This is a genomic window from Arthrobacter sp. 05T420, assembly GCF_056396305.1.
Genome location: NZ_JBFTLG010000020.1, coordinates 73,080 through 92,468 on the forward strand (window position 1 = coordinate 73,080; position 19,389 = coordinate 92,468).

The 19,389-nt window shown below is 65.3% G+C and carries 20 protein-coding genes; 9 read left to right on the forward strand and 11 right to left on the reverse strand.

Annotation, left to right across the window (positions count from 1 at the left end; translation table 11 throughout):
• Positions 1-86 precede the first annotated feature (86 nt).
• The 8 genes from AC1DEM_RS18415 to AC1DEM_RS18450 form a co-directional block, all read right to left on the reverse strand.
• Positions 87-653 (reverse strand): hypothetical protein, encoded by a 567-nt coding sequence (locus AC1DEM_RS18415; protein WP_476885743.1) that lies wholly within the window; start codon positions 651-653, stop codon positions 87-89.
• 132 nt (positions 654-785) lie between these two features.
• Entirely contained in the window at positions 786-1,307 is a 522-nt protein-coding gene (locus tag AC1DEM_RS18420; protein WP_476885744.1) for an N-acetyltransferase family protein, read from the reverse strand.
• Between the two features lie 314 nt (positions 1,308-1,621).
• Positions 1,622-2,011, reverse strand: coding sequence for a DUF1129 domain-containing protein (locus AC1DEM_RS18425; RefSeq protein ID WP_476885745.1), 390 nt, complete (start codon positions 2,009-2,011; stop codon positions 1,622-1,624).
• Positions 2,008-2,292, reverse strand: coding sequence for a hypothetical protein (locus tag AC1DEM_RS18430; protein ID WP_476885746.1), 285 nt, complete (start codon positions 2,290-2,292; stop codon positions 2,008-2,010). Before AC1DEM_RS18430 ends, AC1DEM_RS18425 begins: the two co-directional genes overlap by 4 nt.
• 105 nt (positions 2,293-2,397) lie before the next feature.
• Entirely contained in the window at positions 2,398-2,637 is a 240-nt protein-coding gene (locus AC1DEM_RS18435) for a hypothetical protein (protein WP_476885747.1), read from the reverse strand.
• A gap of 509 nt (positions 2,638-3,146) precedes the next feature.
• Positions 3,147-3,635 carry a GNAT family N-acetyltransferase gene (locus AC1DEM_RS18440; protein ID WP_476885748.1) on the reverse strand — a complete coding sequence of 163 codons (489 nt, stop codon included), beginning with the start codon at positions 3,633-3,635 and terminating at the stop codon, positions 3,147-3,149.
• A gap of 5 nt (positions 3,636-3,640) precedes the next feature.
• The gene (locus AC1DEM_RS18445) at positions 3,641-4,438 is read right to left on the reverse strand and encodes a type 1 glutamine amidotransferase (protein ID WP_476885749.1); all 798 of its coding nucleotides are present in this window, start codon (positions 4,436-4,438) and stop codon (positions 3,641-3,643) included.
• On the reverse strand, positions 4,435-5,724 hold the full coding sequence (locus AC1DEM_RS18450; RefSeq protein WP_476885750.1) for a MurT ligase domain-containing protein: 1,290 nt from the start codon (positions 5,722-5,724) through the stop codon (positions 4,435-4,437). The genes AC1DEM_RS18445 and AC1DEM_RS18450 overlap by 4 nt, the downstream gene beginning before the upstream one ends.
• 92 nt (positions 5,725-5,816) lie before the next feature.
• On the opposite strand from AC1DEM_RS18450, the gene pdxT reads away from it, so the two are divergent.
• The 9 genes from pdxT to AC1DEM_RS18495 all read left to right on the forward strand — a co-directional run bounded on the left by pdxT (position 5,817) and on the right by AC1DEM_RS18495 (position 15,909).
• Positions 5,817-6,518: a pyridoxal 5'-phosphate synthase glutaminase subunit PdxT gene (gene pdxT / locus AC1DEM_RS18455; protein WP_476885751.1), complete on the forward strand. Its 702-nt coding sequence runs from the start codon at positions 5,817-5,819 to the stop codon at positions 6,516-6,518.
• 3 nt (positions 6,519-6,521) lie between these two features.
• Positions 6,522-7,277, forward strand: a complete 756-nt coding sequence (locus tag AC1DEM_RS18460) for a YebC/PmpR family DNA-binding transcriptional regulator (protein WP_476885752.1) — start codon at positions 6,522-6,524, stop codon at positions 7,275-7,277.
• 31 nt (positions 7,278-7,308) lie between these two features.
• The gene (gene ruvC, locus AC1DEM_RS18465) at positions 7,309-7,887 is read left to right on the forward strand and encodes a crossover junction endodeoxyribonuclease RuvC (protein WP_090578046.1); all 579 of its coding nucleotides are present in this window, start codon (positions 7,309-7,311) and stop codon (positions 7,885-7,887) included.
• A gap of 103 nt (positions 7,888-7,990) precedes the next feature.
• The gene (gene ruvA / locus AC1DEM_RS18470; protein WP_476885753.1) at positions 7,991-8,638 is read left to right on the forward strand and encodes a Holliday junction branch migration protein RuvA; all 648 of its coding nucleotides are present in this window, start codon (positions 7,991-7,993) and stop codon (positions 8,636-8,638) included.
• On the forward strand, positions 8,631-9,779 hold the full coding sequence (gene ruvB, locus AC1DEM_RS18475) for a Holliday junction branch migration DNA helicase RuvB (protein ID WP_476885754.1): 1,149 nt from the start codon (positions 8,631-8,633) through the stop codon (positions 9,777-9,779). Before ruvA ends, ruvB begins: the two co-directional genes overlap by 8 nt.
• 261 nt (positions 9,780-10,040) lie before the next feature.
• Entirely contained in the window at positions 10,041-10,463 is a 423-nt protein-coding gene (gene yajC / locus AC1DEM_RS18480) for a preprotein translocase subunit YajC (protein ID WP_476885766.1), read from the forward strand.
• Between the two features lie 105 nt (positions 10,464-10,568).
• Positions 10,569-12,344, forward strand: coding sequence for a protein translocase subunit SecD (gene secD, locus AC1DEM_RS18485; RefSeq protein WP_476885755.1), 1,776 nt, complete (start codon positions 10,569-10,571; stop codon positions 12,342-12,344).
• Positions 12,345-13,364 (forward strand): protein translocase subunit SecF, encoded by a 1,020-nt coding sequence (gene secF / locus AC1DEM_RS18490; protein WP_476885756.1) that lies wholly within the window; start codon positions 12,345-12,347, stop codon positions 13,362-13,364. It begins immediately after the preceding gene.
• 226 nt (positions 13,365-13,590) lie between these two features.
• Positions 13,591-15,909, forward strand: coding sequence for a RelA/SpoT family protein (locus tag AC1DEM_RS18495; protein WP_476885767.1), 2,319 nt, complete (start codon positions 13,591-13,593; stop codon positions 15,907-15,909).
• Here the strand turns inward: AC1DEM_RS18495 and AC1DEM_RS18500 are convergent.
• The 3 genes from AC1DEM_RS18500 to AC1DEM_RS18510 all read right to left on the reverse strand — a co-directional run bounded on the left by AC1DEM_RS18500 (position 15,906) and on the right by AC1DEM_RS18510 (position 19,235).
• Positions 15,906-16,460: a hypothetical protein gene (locus tag AC1DEM_RS18500; RefSeq protein ID WP_476885757.1), complete on the reverse strand. Its 555-nt coding sequence runs from the start codon at positions 16,458-16,460 to the stop codon at positions 15,906-15,908. The two genes, AC1DEM_RS18495 and AC1DEM_RS18500, sit on opposite strands and share 4 nt — an antisense overlap.
• A 230-nt stretch (positions 16,461-16,690) precedes the next feature.
• Entirely contained in the window at positions 16,691-18,367 is a 1,677-nt protein-coding gene (locus AC1DEM_RS18505; protein WP_476885758.1) for a DUF349 domain-containing protein, read from the reverse strand.
• 61 nt (positions 18,368-18,428) lie between these two features.
• Positions 18,429-19,235 carry a peptidylprolyl isomerase gene (locus AC1DEM_RS18510; RefSeq protein WP_476885759.1) on the reverse strand — a complete coding sequence of 269 codons (807 nt, stop codon included), beginning with the start codon at positions 19,233-19,235 and terminating at the stop codon, positions 18,429-18,431.
• Between the last annotated feature and the right edge of the window lie 154 nt (positions 19,236-19,389).

A 19,389-nucleotide genomic window follows, 5' to 3' on the forward strand; every position in this document is an offset into this window, starting at 1 on the left:
TCCTCGACACTTTAGGAATCCAGCAGCGCACCGTGTCGCGGTACTGCTGAAATTCTTCGCCAAACCGTTCCTTGAGGTCAGATTCCTCAATTGGCCTGACGGCGTAGTTCCACACCAGCGAGCCCACGACCGCGTAGGCGATGACAAGCCATGACGACATAATGAGGCCAATCGCCGCGCCCTGGACAATGAAACGCTATGGCCAGGGGAAGCACCGCGAGGAAGAACCCCCAGAAGAAGACAATTTGCCCGAATGTTGAAGCGACGTGGATGGTAGCGGTCGGGCGGGTGACGGCGGGACGGAAAGCGAACGGACCGCGGATGATCCAAGTGATTGGTACGCGACCTAGCAATACGAGGCAGAGGGCGATCAGGGAACCCGCGGTTGCCGCACCCATGCTCAGGACACCCCAGCCCGCTTCGGTCGTGATTGTGGCGTACACCGCCAGCGCAACCGCGACGAAGCTCGTCCAGCCGGTACTAATTACCGCGGCACCCCTGACGCCAAATGCCGCCACGGCCGAGGCCATGACGAACAGTGGAATGTCCAAGATCGCGACCGCGATTGGGTCGAGAATACCGAGGGTCCCCACGCGCACCATTGGCGAAACGAAAACCGCGATCCACCAGCAGAGACCGACGACCGCCTGCATGGCGAAATAAGCCCGACCCAAGGAACCAAGGGCTTCACGGCCTCAACCTGGTCATCAATAGTCCTTGCCTGCTTTTCGATGGAATTCTTTGCGACAGGGGAGTGCTCTGAGAGTATCGCGGTCGGGGACGCTCTAACTGGACAGGGGGCGTGCTGAGGGCGTGGCAGATCGGACCATTCGCAGCTCGGGGAGTTCATGCCACTCGGGCGGCAGCAGGGTGTGTTTCCCGTCGGGATGAAACCCGTGTTTGCCATAAAAGGTTCGAGCCCGCGGGTTTGCCCCAAGGACCCAGAGGTAGGCCGGGGAGTCTCCTAAGGCGGCCGCCATTAGGGCGGCGCCTAGTCCGGTGCCATAGGTGCGGCTCAGGGTGTAGAGGGAGTACAGCTCCAATGCCTGGGGCCGCTCCTCGTCACGCCCCGGGCCGGCATCGGCAAATCCGACGATTTCGTTGTTTGCATCCAGGGCTATGATCCGGGGTTGATCGCTGTCCAGATAAGGTCGGCGTCGTTCCACGCGTGCGGAGATGCTGGCGCGGCGGGCCTCGAAGAATGCCGGAGGCAGGAGGTGGCCGTAGCACTCCTCATGGGCCAGGGTGTGCATCCGGACCACAGCTTCGGCGTCCTCCGCAGAGGCCTGGCGGATCTGGTACTCCATGTCCCCAGCCTAACCTCCGTGGGGATGCGCCAGCGGCCAATATGTTAGCGTCACCTGGAATATGTGGGCAGCGGATAATTGGGGGAAATGACTCTGGACGTTGGTCTCTTGGTAGGTATTGTCTGGGTTCTTGGACAGATAGGGCTGGTTCTGTTGTTGCTCTACGTCGTCGTGCGACTGGCAGTTGCCCACTCGCTCAAGGCTCATCGCAAGAGCGAGATGATCCGATCCGAGGGTCGCGGAAGGTCCTGAATTAGGCCGTCTCAGGGGTCCTGGATCAGATTGTCGTATTCATACCGTCCGTTTGTAGGACCTTAGCGAGCGCCGGAACTCCGCGCTGGCTGGAAGTAATCGGTTAGAAATCCGGCCAGGATACCGGCGAGGATCAGCACAAGACCCGGCAGGAGCGTGATCGGGCCGACGTACTGGCGAATGTCGACCCTGAAGAAGATCGCGAGGAGGACCGCGAAGAGGACATAGGCGATCGCCAATAATCCCCCGATGGCCACGATGGTGCTTCCCCGCGTCCGCCGCTTCTTCCTTGGGAACTGCTTCGCGTACCCCTCGGCCGTGCCGAACTCGGCTTTCGCGGGAGTTCCTGCGGAGGCCTCATGCTCCCGCACCTCGCCGAGTACTTCGCCGATCTCGGCTTCGGACAACCCGCGCATTCTGAGGTTGAAGGTCAGGTTTCGTTTATAACTCATGCGTGTGCTGCTTGTGTGACTTTGGCCCGCCGGCGTGTGACCAGCACGCCACAGAACGCCGTTACGACGAGGACAAACGTTGCGAGAACGGACGCGTTGACGGCGAGCGAGAGTTCCAGTTGGTGAGGTAGGAGCATAGTCTCGTCCCACCCCGCAGAGTCGGCGCGATTGATGAAGTCTTCGTCGATCGGATTCCACAGGATGGCCGCAGTGCTTGTTGCCGCCAATGCGCAGAGGCTGAGGACAAGTTGGATGACGGACGGTACTGTCGGATTTCCCATTCGTTGTGTCGGATGGTTGTTCATTGCTTCCCCAGTTTTGTCTCGATGGTGGCGGTTCCGGCAGCTGTCATGACACTGCCCGTTTGCCCGTGGCCCGGCGCGAAATCAGCCGGGATGCCCGCCTCGATAGGCTTCGAGTGCGTCTTCTCTGATCCACTTTCTGGTCAGGTAAGCGTCCAGAACGTAAGAAACGGCGAAGGTCACCCAAGAAATCCATACGGGTGCGAGGCCCGCAATAACCAATGCCATGACGGCAACCACGAAGCCGGCAGAGACAAAGCCATAGATCCGTCGTGCGGAGGTCGCAAATCGTGCCTCTTGCGTCTCGCGAAAGTAGTTCAGCATTAATCCCCCAAGGTTCGAATCGGAGCCTACAGCAAAGGACACGTTAAATAGCCCCATTAGACGTGAGCCAGATGCCGCCAGCATTCACAGAAAAGCAACCGGAATGTCCCAATAGGGGTGGACGGAACTGGTTTCCGAAATGAAATCCGGTCAAAACATCGGATTGTTGGTTTCGAGCTAGAAACAGGCAAACGGCGGGCAATCCGTGAAGCCCTGGTCCTGGCCTTCAGACGGCACTCCCGGCCCGCCCATGGCAGCCTGGACGAATGGATGCTGCGGCTCCACCCCGGAGTCCACTTCGCAGCCGCGGAGTACGGTGACCTTGCCGGGTCCTGCAAATTCCTGATCTGGGATACCGCGCGGCAAGTACTGCATTCCGGCACGGATGTTTTCTGGACTGGAACCAGTGGAGCCGCGATCGGCGCGCGGTCTGGCGGGAGGGGCTGGATATTCGCCCGGCCTCCGGGCGCTACGCAGTGCCCATGGGCCAGCGGAAAGCTCCCGGGCAGCTACCCGGCGTCGAGCTGGAGGGTCATGAAGACGCTATTGGGATCGAGCTCGTAAGCGGCGAATGGCGGGCATTCAGTGAAGCCATGCCGCTCATACAGCCGCCGCGCGGGCGCGAAAAACTCCTGGCTTCCCGTCTCCAGGTACAACCGACGGTAGCCGCCGTGCCGGGCCTCCGCCAGGACGTGGCGGAGCAGTGCCGAGGCAACGCCGCGCCCGCGGGCTGCATTCGCGGTGCGCATCGACTTGATCTCAGCGTCGCCGGGCGCTAGGTGCTTCAGCGCCGCGCAGCCCAACAGCCGTGAGTCCTCCCGCGCGGTCCAGAAGCTGACGCCGGGTCCGGCCAACGCAGCGGGATCAAGGGTATGGACGCTTTCCGGCGGGGAGGTCGCGTACATGTCGGCGAGGTGTTCGCCCAGAAGCTGCAGGACGTCATCCCGCTCGGGGATGTCACGCCCAATCAGGAGTGTGCCGTCAGGACTGCCTGCCATCTGGGTCAGCGCGGCCGGCGGGCGGCGTGTTCACGCGCCAGCACCGCGTAGGAGTCGTCCGGAGTGCCCGGCGTGAAGCTGCCGTATTTTCGTTCGACGGCGGTCCGGATCAGGAAGTCGGCAAGGGCCGGGTTCTTGGGCAACAGTGAGCCGTGCAGGTAGCTCGCCACGATGTTGCGGTAGCGGGCGCCCTCCTGGCCGTCGGTGCTGTTGTTGCCGGTGCCCTTGGCGGTGGTTCCGAGCGGTTCGACGCCGGGCCCCAGTGTGGTCTGGCCGCTGTGGTTCTCATAGCCCAGGATGTTGCCGAACTCGGGGGAGGAGACGGTGACGTTGCCGATCAAGCGTTCGTCGGTGCCGTGGGTCTCCACGTCCAGGATGCCGATGCCCGGGAGGACCGTGCCGAGCCGGGTCTTGAAGAATTTCCCGAAGAGCTGGTACAGCCCGCAGATTACGAGCATTGGCGTGCCGTCGTCGGCCAGTTGCTTCAGCGCGGACTCGCGCGAAAGGAGGTCGTCCTGGATCACGAGCTGTCCGCTGTCCTGTCCGCCGCCGCCGACAATCAGGTCCACGTCTGCCGGGAACGGGTCACCGACGTTGTATTCGAGCAGCTCCGGCGTGTAGCCGTGCCAGCGCAGGCGCTGCGCGAGGACCAGGGCGTTGCCCCAGTCGCCGTAGATGTTCATGTCCCGCGGGTAGAGCTGCAGCACCCGGATGGTTCCCTTGCTCGGGGCGGCGGAATCTTCGGGCGGAAGTTCGTGCCCAAACGAGAGCTCGTGCGGCGTTTCGGGGGACCGGGGGGTCATGAGACCACCTCCACTGTGGTGATTTTGGACAGCTCGCGGCGGATGGCCAGCATGGCCGTGTAGGTGCAGAAGATCCGCTTCGGCTTGCCCTCGCCGCCGCGGATGAACGCTGCCAGCGCCGCCGCGATCTCCGTGTCGACGGCGCCGATGGCGACGTCGTCGTACTGCAGCCGCAGCGCCATGTCGTAGGCGCGGGAGCCCGTGAGCTGGTCCACGCCGCTGTCGCGGAGGGTGTCGAATTCGACGTCCCAAAGCCAGGACATGTCCCGGCCGTCCGCGTAATTGTCATTGATCGCGATCATCGTGGCGTACCCGGCGGCCGGGAACGATTTCAGGCCCAGCCGGAATCCGCTGGGGTTCTTGACCAGTACCAGCTCCAGCGGCAGGCCGTCGACCACAAGGCTCTCGCCGCGGCCGAACGCCGGCGCCACCTTGGCCAGGGCCGTGAGCAGGGTGGCCTGGTTCGTGCCGGTGCCGCGGGCGCCCGAGATGCCTCGGGCCAGGGTCAGCGCGGCGGCGGCATTGAAGATGTTGTAGACGCCGCGGAGCAGCATCGGCGTGGTGACCGTCGCGCCGTCGTACTCGAAATCGGCGTCGTCGGGTCCCACGCGGCGCAGCACGACGTCGGCAACCGGCCGGGCGGGGGCGGGCGGCACCGGGCTCCCCGGGGCCGCGCGCATCTCGTCGTCGTTGGGGAAGGTGCTGAGCAGGGAATCGTCCAGCCCGAAGTAGAGCACCGCCGGCCCGTCCAGGGTCTGGGCGATCCGGGCCACACGGGGGTCCTCGCGGTTAAGGACTACGGTCCCGGTGGTCTTGGACGCGATGTGCTGGAGCAGTTCGGCGGTCTTGTCGATCTCGCCGAAGCGGTCCAACTGGTCGCGGAGGACGTTCAGCAGGAGGCTGTACCGCGGCGGGACCTTGTTGACGAAGTGCACGGCATGCGCCTCATCCAGTTCCAGGACCGCGACGTCGGCATCGAGCCGGCCACGCCAGTCCACCTCGCCCAAGAGCGCCGCGGCCACGCCGCGGGTGAAGTTGCTGCCGGTGCGGTTCGTGAAAACCTTCAGTCCCTGGCTCTCCAGCAGTTCCACCACCATCTTCGTGGTGGTGGTTTTCCCGTTCGTGCCACTGACGACGGCGACGCCCAGCGGCAGCGTGGACAGTGTCCGGCGCATGAAATCGGGGTCGATTTTTTCGACAACAAGCCCGGGAAGGGCCGAGCCTCCGCCCCTGAGCCGGGAGACCCGGCGGACGAGTTTGCCGAGCGGAACGCTGAAGTAAAGCATGCTCTGTAATATATCCCAGCAGCGGCATGGAACCCGGACGCCCGGGGCTGGTGCATGCGTCCCCGCGCATGCCAGCCCATTATGCTGTGGGGATGACCACCCCCTCTTTTTCCCCTGAATCCCGCGTGGGAACAGGGCTCCGGATCGGCGTCCTGGCGCTGCAGGGCGATTTCCGTGAGCATCTTCACGCCGTGGAAACCGCCGGTGCCACCGGCGTCGGGATCCGCCGCCCCGCCGAGCTTGACGGCCTGGACGGCCTGATCATCCCCGGCGGCGAATCGACCACGATTGACAAGCTCTCCAGGATTTTCGGGCTCCGGGATCCGCTGCGCGAAGCCATCCAGTCCGGCCTTCCCGTCTACGGCTCGTGTGCCGGGATGATCCTGCTGGCGGACGAGATCGCGGACCCCGCGACGGACCTCGCCGGGAACCCACAGCAGACCTTCGGTGGGCTCGACATCACCGTGCGCCGCAACGCCTTTGGCCGGCAGCGCGAGTCCTTCGAGACGGATCTCGACTTCAGGGGGCTCGAGTTCAGCGCCGTCACCGGGGCTGTGGCTCCGGTCCACGCCGTCTTCATCCGCGGGCCCTGGGTGGAGCGCGTCGGCGACGGCGTCGAAGTCCTCGCCCAGGTGGAACCGTCCAAAGCCGGCCACCCCGAATCTCTGGACGGGACGGCTAGAATTGTTGCAGTGCGTTCCGGCAAGCTGCTGGCCACCTCCTTCCACCCGGAAGTGACGGGGGAGAAGCGCGTGCATGAACTGTTTATTCGAATGATCAGAGGGGAAGCGTAAAGCATGTCAGGCCACTCCAAATGGGCGACGACCAAGCATAAGAAGGCCATCCTTGATAGCCGCCGGGCCAAGTCGTTCGCCAAGCTGATCAAGAACATCGAAGTCGCCGCGCGCATGGGCGGCCCTGACCTGTCCGGCAACCCGAGCCTGGAACTGGCCGTGACCAAGGCCAAGAAGACTTCGGTTCCCGCTGACAATATCGACCGCGCCATCAAGCGCGGCGCCGGTCTCACCGGCGAGGTCGTGGACTACACCGAGATCATGTACGAGTGCCGAGGCCCGCAGGGCTCTGCTCTGCTGATCGAGTGCCTCACGGACAACAAGAACCGCGCCGCCTCCGAGGTCCGGCTCGCGATCTCCCGCAACGGCGGCACGATCGCCGATCCCGGGTCGGTCAGCTACCTCTTCAGCCGCAAGGGCGTGGTCTCGCTGCCGAAGAACGGCCTCACCGAGGACGACGTGCTGATGGCAGTCCTCGACGCCGGGGCCGAGGAAGTCAAGGACAACGGCGAGACCTTCGAGATCCATTCCGAGCCGACCGACCTCCAGGCCATCCGCGATGCCCTCAAGGAAGCCGGAATCGAGTACGACACCGATGAGGCGGAGTTCGTGCCGTCGATGCAGGTGCCGCTGGACCTCGAGGCCGCGAAGAAGTTCATGAAGCTCGTGGACGCATTGGAAGAACTCGACGACGTCCAGAACGTCTACAGCAACGCCGACCTCAGCGACGAAGTGCAGGCCGCACTGGAAGCCGAGTGACACGCTCACACAATGACTTTGAGGCCCGGTCTTGACCCTGCGCGTCCTGGGGGTTGACCCGGGCCTCACCCGTTGCGGGATCGGCGTCGTCGACGTCGAAAGGAACCGGAGGGCCACAATGGTGGCCTTCGGTGTGGTGGGAACCTCGCCTGAGGAGAGCCTGGACCAGCGGCTGCTGGTCATCGCCACGTCCATCGACGAGTGGCTGGACAAGTACGAACCGCACGTCCTCGCCGTCGAGCGGGTCTTTTCCCAGCTCAACGTCAGCACGGTCATGGGCGTGGCGCAGGCCTCCGGCGTGGTCATTGCGGCCGCCGCGCGCCGCGGCATCCCGGTGGCGCTTCACACCCCGTCCGAGGTCAAGGCCGCCGTGACGGGAAGCGGAACCTCGAACAAGGACGCCGTCACGAAGCTGGTGACCAAGATCCTCCGGCTGGACGCGCCCCCGCGCCCGGCCGACGCAGCCGACGCCCTGGCACTGGCCATTACCCACGCCTGGCGGGCCGGCAGCGGCGCCGCCGTGGCGACGACGGGGCCGGGCAGCCAGTCCCTCACACCGGCCCAGCGGGCGTGGGCCGACGCGGAGGCAAAAGCGCGCCGTGCGCGCTGAATGTCCGCCTGTCCCTCCATGGAACTTGGTAGGGTATTCGTAGATATGTTCGGATAGCCGGGTTTCCCGGCTTTGGTTTTACTGTTATCCCAGGAGCCCGGCCTTGATCAGTTTTCTTCGCGGAACCGTTGCGCATGTTGGCCTGTCCTCCGCCGTTATCGACCTCAACGGCGCCGGCATGAGCGTCAACGCCACGCCGCAGACCCTCAGCAGCCTGCGGGTGGGGGATGAGGGGAAACTCTTCACGTCCCTGATCGTGCGGGAAGACTCGCTGACCCTGTTCGGTTTCGCCAGCGATGACGAGCGCGAAGTGTTCGACATCCTGCTCAGCGTCAGCGGCGTCGGTCCCCGTCTGGCCTTGGCCGTTCTGGCCGTCCACGAGCCGGAAGCCATCCGGGTGGCCGCCCACTCCGGCGACGGCAAGGCCTTCACGAAGGTCCCCGGAATTGGACCGAAGGTGGCCGGCCGGATCGTGCTGGAACTCGCCGGTAAGCTCGTGCCGCACGGCACCGCCGGCGCGCCGGCCTCCGCAGCGGTTTCCGCGGAATCCGTCTGGAAGCCGCAGGTCGTCGCCGCAATGATCAGCCTGGGCTGGTCCGAAAAGGATGCCACGGCCAGCATCGACAAATCCCTGGCCGATTCCCCTGAACTGGCCGCGAAGGGCAATGTGGCGGAGATCCTCCGCGCGACGCTGCGCTGGCTGGGACAGGACGGCGCCCGCGCCGGAAACCGGGTAGGCGCGCGTGGCTGAGCCATCGATTACCGCCGGGGGAGAGGAACCGGAGGAGCGGGTCATCGAAGCCGCCCTGCGGCCCAAGAACCTGCACGACTTCGTGGGCCAGCACCGGGTCCGCAAGCAACTGTCTCTCGTCCTGGAGGCCTCGCGGATGCGCGGCCGCAGCGCGGACCATGTACTCCTCTCCGGCCCTCCCGGCCTGGGCAAGACCACGCTGTCCATGATCATCGCCGCCGAAATGAACGTCCCGCTGCGGATCAGCAGCGGCCCGGCCATCCAGCACGCGGGCGACCTCGCGGCCATCCTGTCCTCCCTCTCTGAAGGCGAGGTACTGTTCCTGGACGAAATCCACCGGATGTCCCGGCCGGCCGAGGAAATGCTGTATATGGCGATGGAAGATTTCCGCGTCGACATCGTCGTCGGAAAAGGCGCGGGCGCCACTGCCATCCCGCTTGAACTGCCGCCCTTCACTCTGGTGGGCGCCACCACGCGCGCCGGCCTGCTTCCCGGGCCGCTCCGGGACCGCTTCGGTTTCACCGGCCACCTTGAGTTTTACTCCGTCGAAGAGCTGGAACTGGTCCTGCGCCGCTCCGCCGGCCTGCTGGACCTGAAGGTCAACTCGGCCGGTTTCAGCGAGATCGCCGGCCGGTCACGGGGCACACCGCGCATCGCCAACCGGCTCCTGCGCCGGGTCCGGGACTGGGCACTCGTTCACGGCATCGAACAAATTGATGCCCGGGCGGCATCCGCGGCCCTGGACATGTACGAGGTAGACAAGCGTGGCCTGGACCGGCTGGACCGTGCCGTTCTCGAGGCGCTCATTACCAAGTTCGGCGGTGGGCCGGTGGGGCTGTCCACGCTCGCGATCGCCGTCGGCGAGGAAACGGAGACCGTGGAGACGGTCGCCGAACCCTACCTGGTGCGGGAGGGGCTGCTGGGCCGGACCCCGCGCGGCCGCATTGCCTTGGCGCCTGCCTGGACGCACCTGGGCTTCGCTGTCCCTGCCGGCGTCTTCGGCCAGGATCCGCTGGAGCTGTTCCAGGCCCAAGAGCTGGCGGACGAGCCTGGCGATGAACCGGGCGAGGGCGCGCAGGGCGAATCCGGCGTGGGCCTTGCTGAAGAAACCGGTCCCCAGCGGATCAGAAATAGCCGCTAGCACCGTACTTTCAGCTTTTCCCTTTAGACTGGTATGACGCTCGGCACGTTCGGGTTTTGTTTCCGTGGGCGGAGAGCAGGTAGCCGCCGGCGGTTTGGGGATGGTCTCTCTGCCAGCTTGCTGCGCAGACCCTTGCCCGCGCCGCCCGGAGCAAACGGACGTTGCTGAAAAACAGCTATGCAAGTACAGAACGGAACAATCTCTGTGTTCGGACTTATTTCTGCCCAGACCCAGCCGCAGGCCGGCGGCGGCATCGACATCATGACGATTCTCCTCTTCGTCCTGCTCGGACTTTTCGTCTTCATGATGTTCCGCCGCAACAAGAAGACCCAGCAGCAGCAGGCCAAGCTTCAGTCCAAGTTTGAGCCCGGTGTGGAGGTTATGACGAGCTTCGGGCTGTTCGGCCGGATCGTCAACATCGATGAGGCTGAGAACAAGGTCACTCTGGAGCTGTCCCCGGGCAACACCGCCACCGTGCACCGCCAGGCTGTCACCAAGATTGTGGAGCCGGTTGTTGCGGCCGAGGAGCCGTCGGTTGTTCCCGATGACGCCTCCTCGCTGACCACTGACAAGCTGGGCGCTGAGGGCACGGACGCCACCGCCCCTGTCCAGGACGCACCGCGCAATGAAACTCCCGAGGAATCCCTGCGCCGCCTCAACGACGAAGGCAAAAAAGACAGCTAGTCTGCCTAACTGAGCTATCCCGCGAAGCAACGGTTGCGGGCATCCGTCGGTGGGGGCCAAGAGCCCGCGCCGGCGGATCCGCCGTAAATAATAGAAAGATCGACAATGGCACGTACTGGCCCCAAATATTCAGCCATCAGGATGCTGGTCTGGCTTGGCGTAATCATCGCCGCCATGACCGCTGTCCTGGCAGGCGGCACGATTGCCGGCCAGGCGGGCTGGGCTCCAAAGCTCGCTCTGGACCTTGAAGGCGGCACCCAGATGATCCTGGCGCCCAAGGTTGAGGGCGGTTCGGGTATTACCGAAGACCAGCTCAACCAGGCCGTGGCGATCATCCGCCAGCGCGTGGACGGCTCGGGCGTCGCGGAAGCGGAAATCAGCACGCAGTCCGGACGCAACGTCGTCGTCAGCCTCCCGGGAACTCCTGCCAAGGAAACCCGTGCGCTGATCCAGGCCTCCGCCGACATGAACTTCCGCCCGGTTATCCAGACGGGGCCCGGCGCAGCCGTGCCTGTGGCGTCCCGGACCCCTGAGGCCCAGCTGCCGAAGCCGACGGCGGCACCCGCCAACAGCAGCGACGAGAACTGGGTTACCCCCGAGATTTACAAGCAGTTTGAGGCGCTCGACTGCGACAACCCCTCCCAGGACAAGCAGCAGCGTTCCGACCCGACCAAGCCGCTGGTGACCTGTGAGCCGGCTTCGGCCAAATCGCCGGCCATCAAGTACATCCTTGGCCCGGTTGAGGTGAAGGGCTCGAACATCAAGTCCTCCTCGTTCCAGTTGCAGCGCGGCGCCCAGGGCGCCGTGACCAACGAATGGGCCGTCAACATCCAGTTCGACGACCAGGGCACCACCAAGTTCAAGGAAGTCACCGAGCGCCTGTACAAGTTCTACGCCGCCGGCAGCGGCCAGACAGGCTCGGATCCGAAGGCCCAGTTCGCAATCGTCCTGGACGACCAGGTCATCTCCGCACCGCGTTCCCTCGCCGTCATCACCGACGGCCGGCCGCAGATCACCGGCGGTTTCACCGAGGAATCGGCCAAGGCCCTCTCCGACCAGCTCCGGTTCGGTGCCCTGCCGATCAGCTTCGAAATTCAGAGCGAGCAGCAGATCTCGGCAACCCTTGGCGGGGAGCAGCTCCGCATGGGGATGCTCGCCGGCGTGATCGGCCTCCTACTGGTGTTTGTCTACTCGCTGTTCCAGTACCGGGCCCTTGGCCTCGTGACCGTGGCCTCCCTCGTGATCGCCGGGGTGCTGACGTTCCTGGCCATCGCCATCCTCGGCTGGACCGAAAACTACCGGCTTTCGCTCGCCGGTGTCGCAGGCCTGATCGTGGCGATTGGCCAGACAGCGGACTCGTTCATCGTCTACTTCGAACGCATCCGTGATGAGCTCCGTGAGGGCCGCGGCCTGGTCTCGGCCGTGGAAAACGGCTGGAAGCGGGCCAAGCGCACCATCCTCGCCTCCAAGGCCGTGAACCTCCTCGCCGCCGTCGTGCTGTTCTTCGTGGCAGTGGGCAACGTCCGCGGCTTCGCATTCACCCTCGGCCTCACCGCGATCGCCGACCTCATCGTCGTCTTCATGTTCACCCATCCCACCCTGCAGCTGCTGGCCCGGACCAAGTTCTTTGGCGAAGGCCACAGGTTCTCGGGTCTGGACCCGAAGCGCCTCGGTGCCGTCCCGCTGTACCGCGGTGCCGGCCGGGTCCGCACCCCGGAAGACAAGCCCGTGGCAGTGGTGCGCGCGAAGAACACCGGCGCCGCCGCCGAGGCAGAACGCCGGATGACCATCGCAGAACGCCGTCTCGCCGAAAAGCAGGACCAGGCACAACAGGCACAGCTCGCCGGTACCTCCAAGAGCGCGTCCAAGGAGGGCAAGTAAATGGTCAACTTCTCAACATTCGGCAATGAGCTCTACACGGGCAAGCGCTCGTACAACTTCGTCGGTTACAGGAAGCTGTGGTTCCTGATTGCAGGGATCGCCGTCGCCCTCTCAATCCTGATCCCGGTGGCCAAGGGTGGTTTCAACCTCGGCATCGAGTTCCGCGGCGGCTCCGAATTCACCGTCTCCAACGTCAAGACAACCGATGCGTCCCTCGGCGAGAAGGCCGTCAAGGACGTCGTGGCGGGATCTGTGCCCCGCGTGGCTAACGTTGCCGGCACCACCATGCGCATCCAGACGGACAAGCTCTCCGACGACGAGACGCTGCAGATCAAGGACGGCCTCACCAAGGCCTACGGCGTGACGGATAACGAGGTCACCTCAACCTTCGTCGGCCCCACCTGGGGTGCGGACGTCACGAAGCAGGCACTGATGGGCCTGGCAATCTTTGTGGGCCTGGCCGCCGTGCTGATGGCGCTCTACTTCCGGACCTGGAAGATGTCGCTCTCGGCACTGGTGGGCATGGCGGTCACGATGTTCATGACCGCCGGTATTTACGGCCTCAGTGACTTCGAGGTGACGCCGTCGGCCATCATCGGCTTCCTCACTGTGCTCAGCTATTCGCTGTACGACACCGTGGTGGTCTTCGACAAGATCCGGGAGAACACCTCGGACTTGCAGGCGTCCACCCGGCGCACCTTCGCCGAAGAGGTCAACCTCGCCATCAACCAGACCTTGGTCCGGTCCATCAACACCATGGTGGTGGCCATCCTGCCGGTCGGCGCGATCCTCTTCATCGGTGCCGGGCTGCTCGGTGCCGGAACGCTGCGGGACCTGTCCTTGGCGCTGTTCGTGGGCATCCTGGTGGGCACAGCCGCGACCATCTTCATTGCGGCGCCGCTGTACGCCGCGTTGCGGCAGGGCGAACCTGAGCTGGTCAAGCAGGCCAAGCGGGTGGAACAGAGGCGCGCAGAAGCGGCAGCCAAAGCTACGTCGACGGCATCGCCCGCTACGGCCTGAGCTCCGCCACTTTCGTAAGCCAGTCCAGCAGACGGGCCGGAGACCGTCCATGTCGACGGCCGCCGGCCCGTCGCCGTACCCCGGCCGGTTACAAAAGTATCCTGCTGCGGGAATACACTTGAATAATTAACCGGTCGCGAGAGGTGTTCCATTGGAAGAACGTTCGACGCCGGTGCCGGAGGCACCTGCGGGCAAGGGCCAAGGCCAGGGTTCTCAGACTGACCTGGTGGTTCCCGGACGTCCCGATGTTCCCGTGCCGGTCGACAACTCGCACGCCCGCCCGACGTTTCCTGGCCGGCGCGAACGTACGAGGTCGCGCCTTGCCCGGCTGACTGGCCGCGGTGCCCCCGCGTACTCCCCGATCCTGGAGCCGTTGCTGCGCACGGTCCGTGCCAACAACCCCAAAGAGGACTTCGACCTCATCCAGCGCGCCTTCGTGGTGGCTGAGCGCTGCCACCGAGGCCAAAAGCGCAAGAGCGGCGACCCGTACATTACGCACCCGGTGGCGGTGGCGACCATCCTTGCCGAACTCGGCCTCAGCGGCACCACGCTGGCCGCGGCCCTGCTGCACGACACCGTCGAGGACACCTCCTACACGCTGGCCGACCTGAAGACCGAGTTCGGACCCGAAGTGGCCATGCTGGTGGACGGCGTCACCAAGCTGGACAAGGTCAGCTTCGGTGAGGCGGCCCAGTCCGAGACCGTGCGCAAGATGGTCGTGGCCATGGCCAAGGACATCCGCGTCCTGATGATCAAACTCGCCGACCGGCTCCACAACGCCCGCACATGGCGCTTCGTCTCCGCTGAGTCCTCGGCCCGCAAGGCGCGCGAAACCCTGGAAATCTTCGCGCCCCTGGCCCACCGGCTCGGCATGAACACCATCAAATGGGAGCTGGAGGACCTGTCCTTCGCTGCGCTGTATCCCAAGGTGTACGAGGAAATCGTGCGGATGGTAGGGGACCGGACCCCGGAGCGGGAAAAGAACCTGTCGGTCATCCGCAACCAGATCACCGAGGACCTCCGGGCGGCGAAGATCAAGGCCACGATTACCGGACGGCCAAAGCACTACTACTCGATCTACCAGAAGATGATCGTCCGCGACAAAGACTTTGATGACATCAACGACCTCATGGGCGTCCGCGTCCTGGTCGATTCAGTCCGGGACTGTTATGCCGCCCTGGGCGCGATGCACTCGCGCTGGAACCCCCTGCCCGGGCGGTTCAAGGACTACATCGCGATGCCCAAGTTCAACATGTACCAGTCGCTGCACACGACCGTGATCGGTCCCGGCGGCAAGCCGGTGGAAATCCAGATCCGCACCCATGAAATGCACCGGCGGGCCGAGTACGGCGTCGCCGCGCACTGGAAGTACAAGGACCAGCCGAACCGGACGGCCGCCGGCCCCGGCAGCCCGCGCGACGGCGACATGGGCTGGCTGCGCTCCCTCGTGGACTGGCAGCAGGAGACGTCGGACCCCGGCGAGTTCCTCGACTCCCTGCGCTTTGAAATCAACGCCCGCGAAGTGTTCGTCTTCACCCCCAAGGGCGAGGTCATGGCCCTGCCTGCCGGGTCCACTCCCGTAGACTTCGCCTATGCCGTGCACACCGAGGTGGGCCACCGGACCATCGGCGCGCGCGTCAACGGCAAGCTCGTTCCGCTCAACAGCGAACTGAACCACGGCGACTGGGTGGAGATCTTCACCTCCAAAGCTGAAGGCGCCGGTCCCAGCCAGGACTGGCAGCACTTCGTCAAGAGCGCCCGGGCCCGGAACAAGATCAGGCAATGGTTCAGCAAGGAACGCCGCGAGGAAGCGATTGACCGCGGCAAGGACCTGCTGACCAAGGCGATGCGGAAGCAAAACCTCCCGCTGCAGCGGCTCATGACCCACGACGCCCTCGCTGCGATCGCGGAGGACTTCAAGTATGCCGACATCTCCGGGCTCTACGCCGGCGTGGGCGACGGCCATACTTCTGCGCAGTCCGTTATGGAACGCCTGGTGGAGAGCCTCGGCGGAAACGAGCACCCGGACGACGCCCTCACCGAAGTCTCCATTCCCACCCAGGTCAGCAAAGCGCGCTTCTCCGATTCCGGCGTTGTTGTGCGCGGCGTGGACGACGTCTGGGTGAAGCTGGCCCGGTGCTGCACGCCGGTGCCGCCGGACCCGATCCTTGGCTTCGTCACACGCGGCTCCGGCGTCTCCGTGCACCGGACCGACTGCACGAACGTGAGCGGTCTGATGGGTCAGCCGGACAGGATCGTTGAAGTGGACTGGGCGCCCACACAGGCGAGCGTGTTCCTCGTGGAGATCCAGGTCGAAGCCCTCGACCGCAAATCGTTGCTTTCCGACGTCACCCGCATACTGTCGGAAAACCACGTCAACATCCTGGCGGCGAGCGTCCACACGTCCACGGACCGCGTGGCGATCTCGAAGTTTGCGTTCGAGATGGGCGATCCCAAGTACCTCAGCCATGTGCTCAGCGCGGTCCGCAGGATCGACGGAGTCTTCGACGTTTACCGCACCACAGGGAACCGCCGCCGCAGCTAGCCGGCGGCATCGGGCGGCGACGGCTGTGCAGCGAGGGCGGCGAGCTTCGCCAGCGCCGCCCGTTTGTGCGGGACGCGCGGGCTTGCTTCGACGGCAACCCTGATCAGCCGAAGACGCACGCCCAGCTCGGGACGGGCCAGTAGCGCCCTCAGAGCCGGCACCGCCCGGTCCGCTTCCACGTGCAACGCCACGTCCACAGCCGTGCGCAGCGGGCTGGACACCATCAGGCCTCCCATGCTCACGACGTCGAACGGCCCCAGCCGAACTTCGTGGAAGGTGCAGCCGCGCACGGATCTCAAACTGGAAATCCGCCGGTTCGCGTCAACCAGCAGCGCCAGGCGGTCCGGCTCGGCGGCGCAACCGTAGATCCAGGCTGCGGTCATTCGCCCCGCCACGACCCGCTGCCGGATCGCCGGCGCCACAGCCAGGGATGCGGCACGGGCCCGCAGCTGCGGACTGGCATGGGCGCCGGGTGGCAGGTAACCCCGCTGATACAGCTGCGTCAGCACGCCGTCGGCCGCCATCGACTGCAGCTCCGGCCAGGAGAACAATGCGCCAGGGGAGTAGAGCTCACAGTGCTCTGGGCCCGGTGCCGGCCCCGGAGCGCGCTGGCCCGAAGCAGTCTGGCCCGAACCAGGCGGCCCTGAAGGTGCGGCGGGAGCGCGGGGCATGTGTACCATTCCGCCATCGTTCCCGGTTCCCCGGACATGGAACAGGCCCCGTTCCGGTCATGTGGATAACCGGAACGGGGCCTGGACTGACTTCCTGGTGTGCCGCGTGCCTAGGAGAGCTCGCTCGCCGAGCGCTCGAGCTGCTCGAGCCAGGCCTGGCGTGCCTCAAGGGCCTCCCGGGCTGCCTTGATCTTGCGTTCGTCGCCGGCCTTCTCCGCCTTGGCCAGGTCTTCCTTGAGACCGGAAATGGCGGCTTCGAGCTGGGTCAGGGCGCTGTTGGTGCGCGCCTTCGTCTCAGGGTTGGAGCGCTTCCAGTTTTCGTCCTCGGCCTGGCGTACGGCGTCCTCTACCTTCCGCAGGCCAGCTTCGACACGGCCCATGTCGGCGCGCGGAACCTTACCGGCTTCTTCCCAGCGGTCCCGGATGGACTGCAGCGCCTTCTTGGCCGCCGAAAGATCCTTGATCGGCAGGAGCTCGTTGGCCTCCACCAGGAGCGCTTCCTTCACCACCAGGTTCGCACCGTATTCCTGGTCGATCTCGTCGTTGGCTGCCTGCCGGTTGGTGAAGAAGACGTCCTGGGCGGCGCGGAAGCGGGCCCACAGAGCGTCATCGTCCTTGCGGCTGGCGCGCGGGGAAGCCTTCCACTCATCCATCAGGCGGCGGTACTCGCCAGCGGCAAAACCCCAGTCCGTTGAGGAGGAAAGGGCCTCGGCTTCGGCGATCAGCTTCTCTTTTGCTGCCTTGGCTGCCGAATTGGTGCTGTCCAGCTGGGAGAAGTAGGCGCGGCGGTGCCGGTCAAAAACGGTGCGGGCGGCGCGGAACCGCTTCCACAGCGCGTCCTCGTTGCTGCGGCCCAGCCGTACGCCACTCTTCTGTGCGGTCTTCCAGCTCTCGAACAGTTCGTTCATCCGTGCGCTGGAGGTCTTCCACTGGATCTGCGCGGGATCGTGGCCAGCGATTTCCTCGGCTTCGGCCACGATGGCCTCGCGGGCGGCAAGCTCGGCGGCGCGAACGGCGTCGTGCTCGGCCTTCTCGGCCTTTTCGAGCTCGCCGATCTGTGTCACCAGCACGTCCAGCCGGGCCTCGGCGGAGCGGAAGTCGCCCACCATGTTCCGCTCGGCGAGCTGCTCGCGCAGGTGGGTGACGGTCTTCTGCATGTCCGCAGTGGGGGCCTTGGAGCTCACGCGCTGTTCCAGCAGGACGATCTGGGCCACGACGTCGTCGAACTTCCGGGCAAAGTAGCCCAGGGCCTCGTCGGCGCTGACTCCCGGGTACTGCCCGACGGGGTATTCCGTGCCGTCAACGGTCAGGAAGACATGGCCGTCGCCTTCAACACGGCCCCAGCGGGATGCTTCCGCCAGTGAGGCTGCGGAGGACACTGCCACCGGAGCGGGAGCCGGGGCGGCCGGAGACGGTTTGGCCTTCGGCCGGGCAGCGAACGCTGCCGGGCTCGGCGCGGGACGCGCGGGCGGCGAGGGGGCCGGGGCCGGAGCAGCAGTGGCCCCGGCTTCAGCAACAGGCTCGGCGGCCGGTTCAGCCGGCGTCTCCGCCGCGGCGGGCTCTGCAGGTTCCGCAGCCGCGGCGGGCTCTGCTACTGCTGACTCGGTGGGCTCTGCGGGTTCCGCCGCTTCTGCGGGCTCGTCTGCTGCGGCCGGGGCTGCGGTTGCCGCAGTCTCGCCGGCAGCGTCTACCGCAGCGCCTGCATTCTCGGCAGGGGTTGCCTCGGCTTCGGTTTCGTTGGCAGCTGCTGTTGCCAATGTTTCGTCGGATTTCTGACTGTCTGTCACCGCTAGAAGTCTTTCGCTTGGAGGGAAATACCGGGACCACGGCCGTGTGGGCCGCAGCTGGTTACTTCAGTGAGAACGAGTCTATCGTGACTGGTTCCGCAGGTGCGCCGTCGGTGGCGCTAGCGCCGGGCTTCAGTCCGGCGGCGGCAATCCCGCTTACCACGTCGAGCCCCGAGGTCACCTTGCCCACCACCGTGTAGCCGCCGGCGGCATCGGCCGGAATGACGGTGTCCTTGTACACAACGAAGAACTGGGTGCCGTTGCTGTTCGCGTTTCCGCCGGTCCGGGCCACGGCGATCGTTCCGGCAGGGTACTTGTTGTCCTGCGGGGTGTTTTCCAGTGGGCCCCACATATAGCTAGGGTCGCTGCTGCCGTCTCCAGCCTTGGAACCGCACTGCAGGACGCCAAAGTTCGGCGCCGTGGTTAGCCGGTGGCAGCTGAGGCCCTTGTAGAAGTTTTGGTCGGCGAGGGATTTGAAGACCGCCGCCGCCTGCGGGGCTTTTGTGCCATCAAGCTCGACGCCGAGCGAGCCCCGGTTCAGCTTGAGCTCGCCCTTGAAGGTCTTGCCTGCTGCGGTTTCCGGCTTGGGGATGTTCGCGGCATTGGTGGGGGCAGCCGTCGGCGTGGCGGACGCTGACGGGCTCTGGAGCCCCTCCTGCACGGCCGCGAACTCTTCCTCGGTGGGGTTGGAGGCGAAGACGGTGAGTTGCAGGACCAGGGCCAGGCCGATCGCCGCTGTGCCGACGCTGATGGCCAGGACGTTGTCGCGCCTGCGGCGCTTGTCCTGGTCCCGGCGGAGGCCGCGCCTGGCCTCCATCTGCTGGACGCGCCGCTTCGCCTCGCGTGCGCTGCGTGAACTGGCCGCCAAAGGTCCTCCTGATTGTATGGCCGCTACCGTGCAGGGCCGTAGGCGCCGTCGCGGTAGCAGCAGCAAGCTGCCGGCAGCCCGCCGGGGCCGGCTCCGTTGGAAGAAGCGGGCGCCGAACGCATAAACTGACTGCCGCACACAGTTTATGCACGAC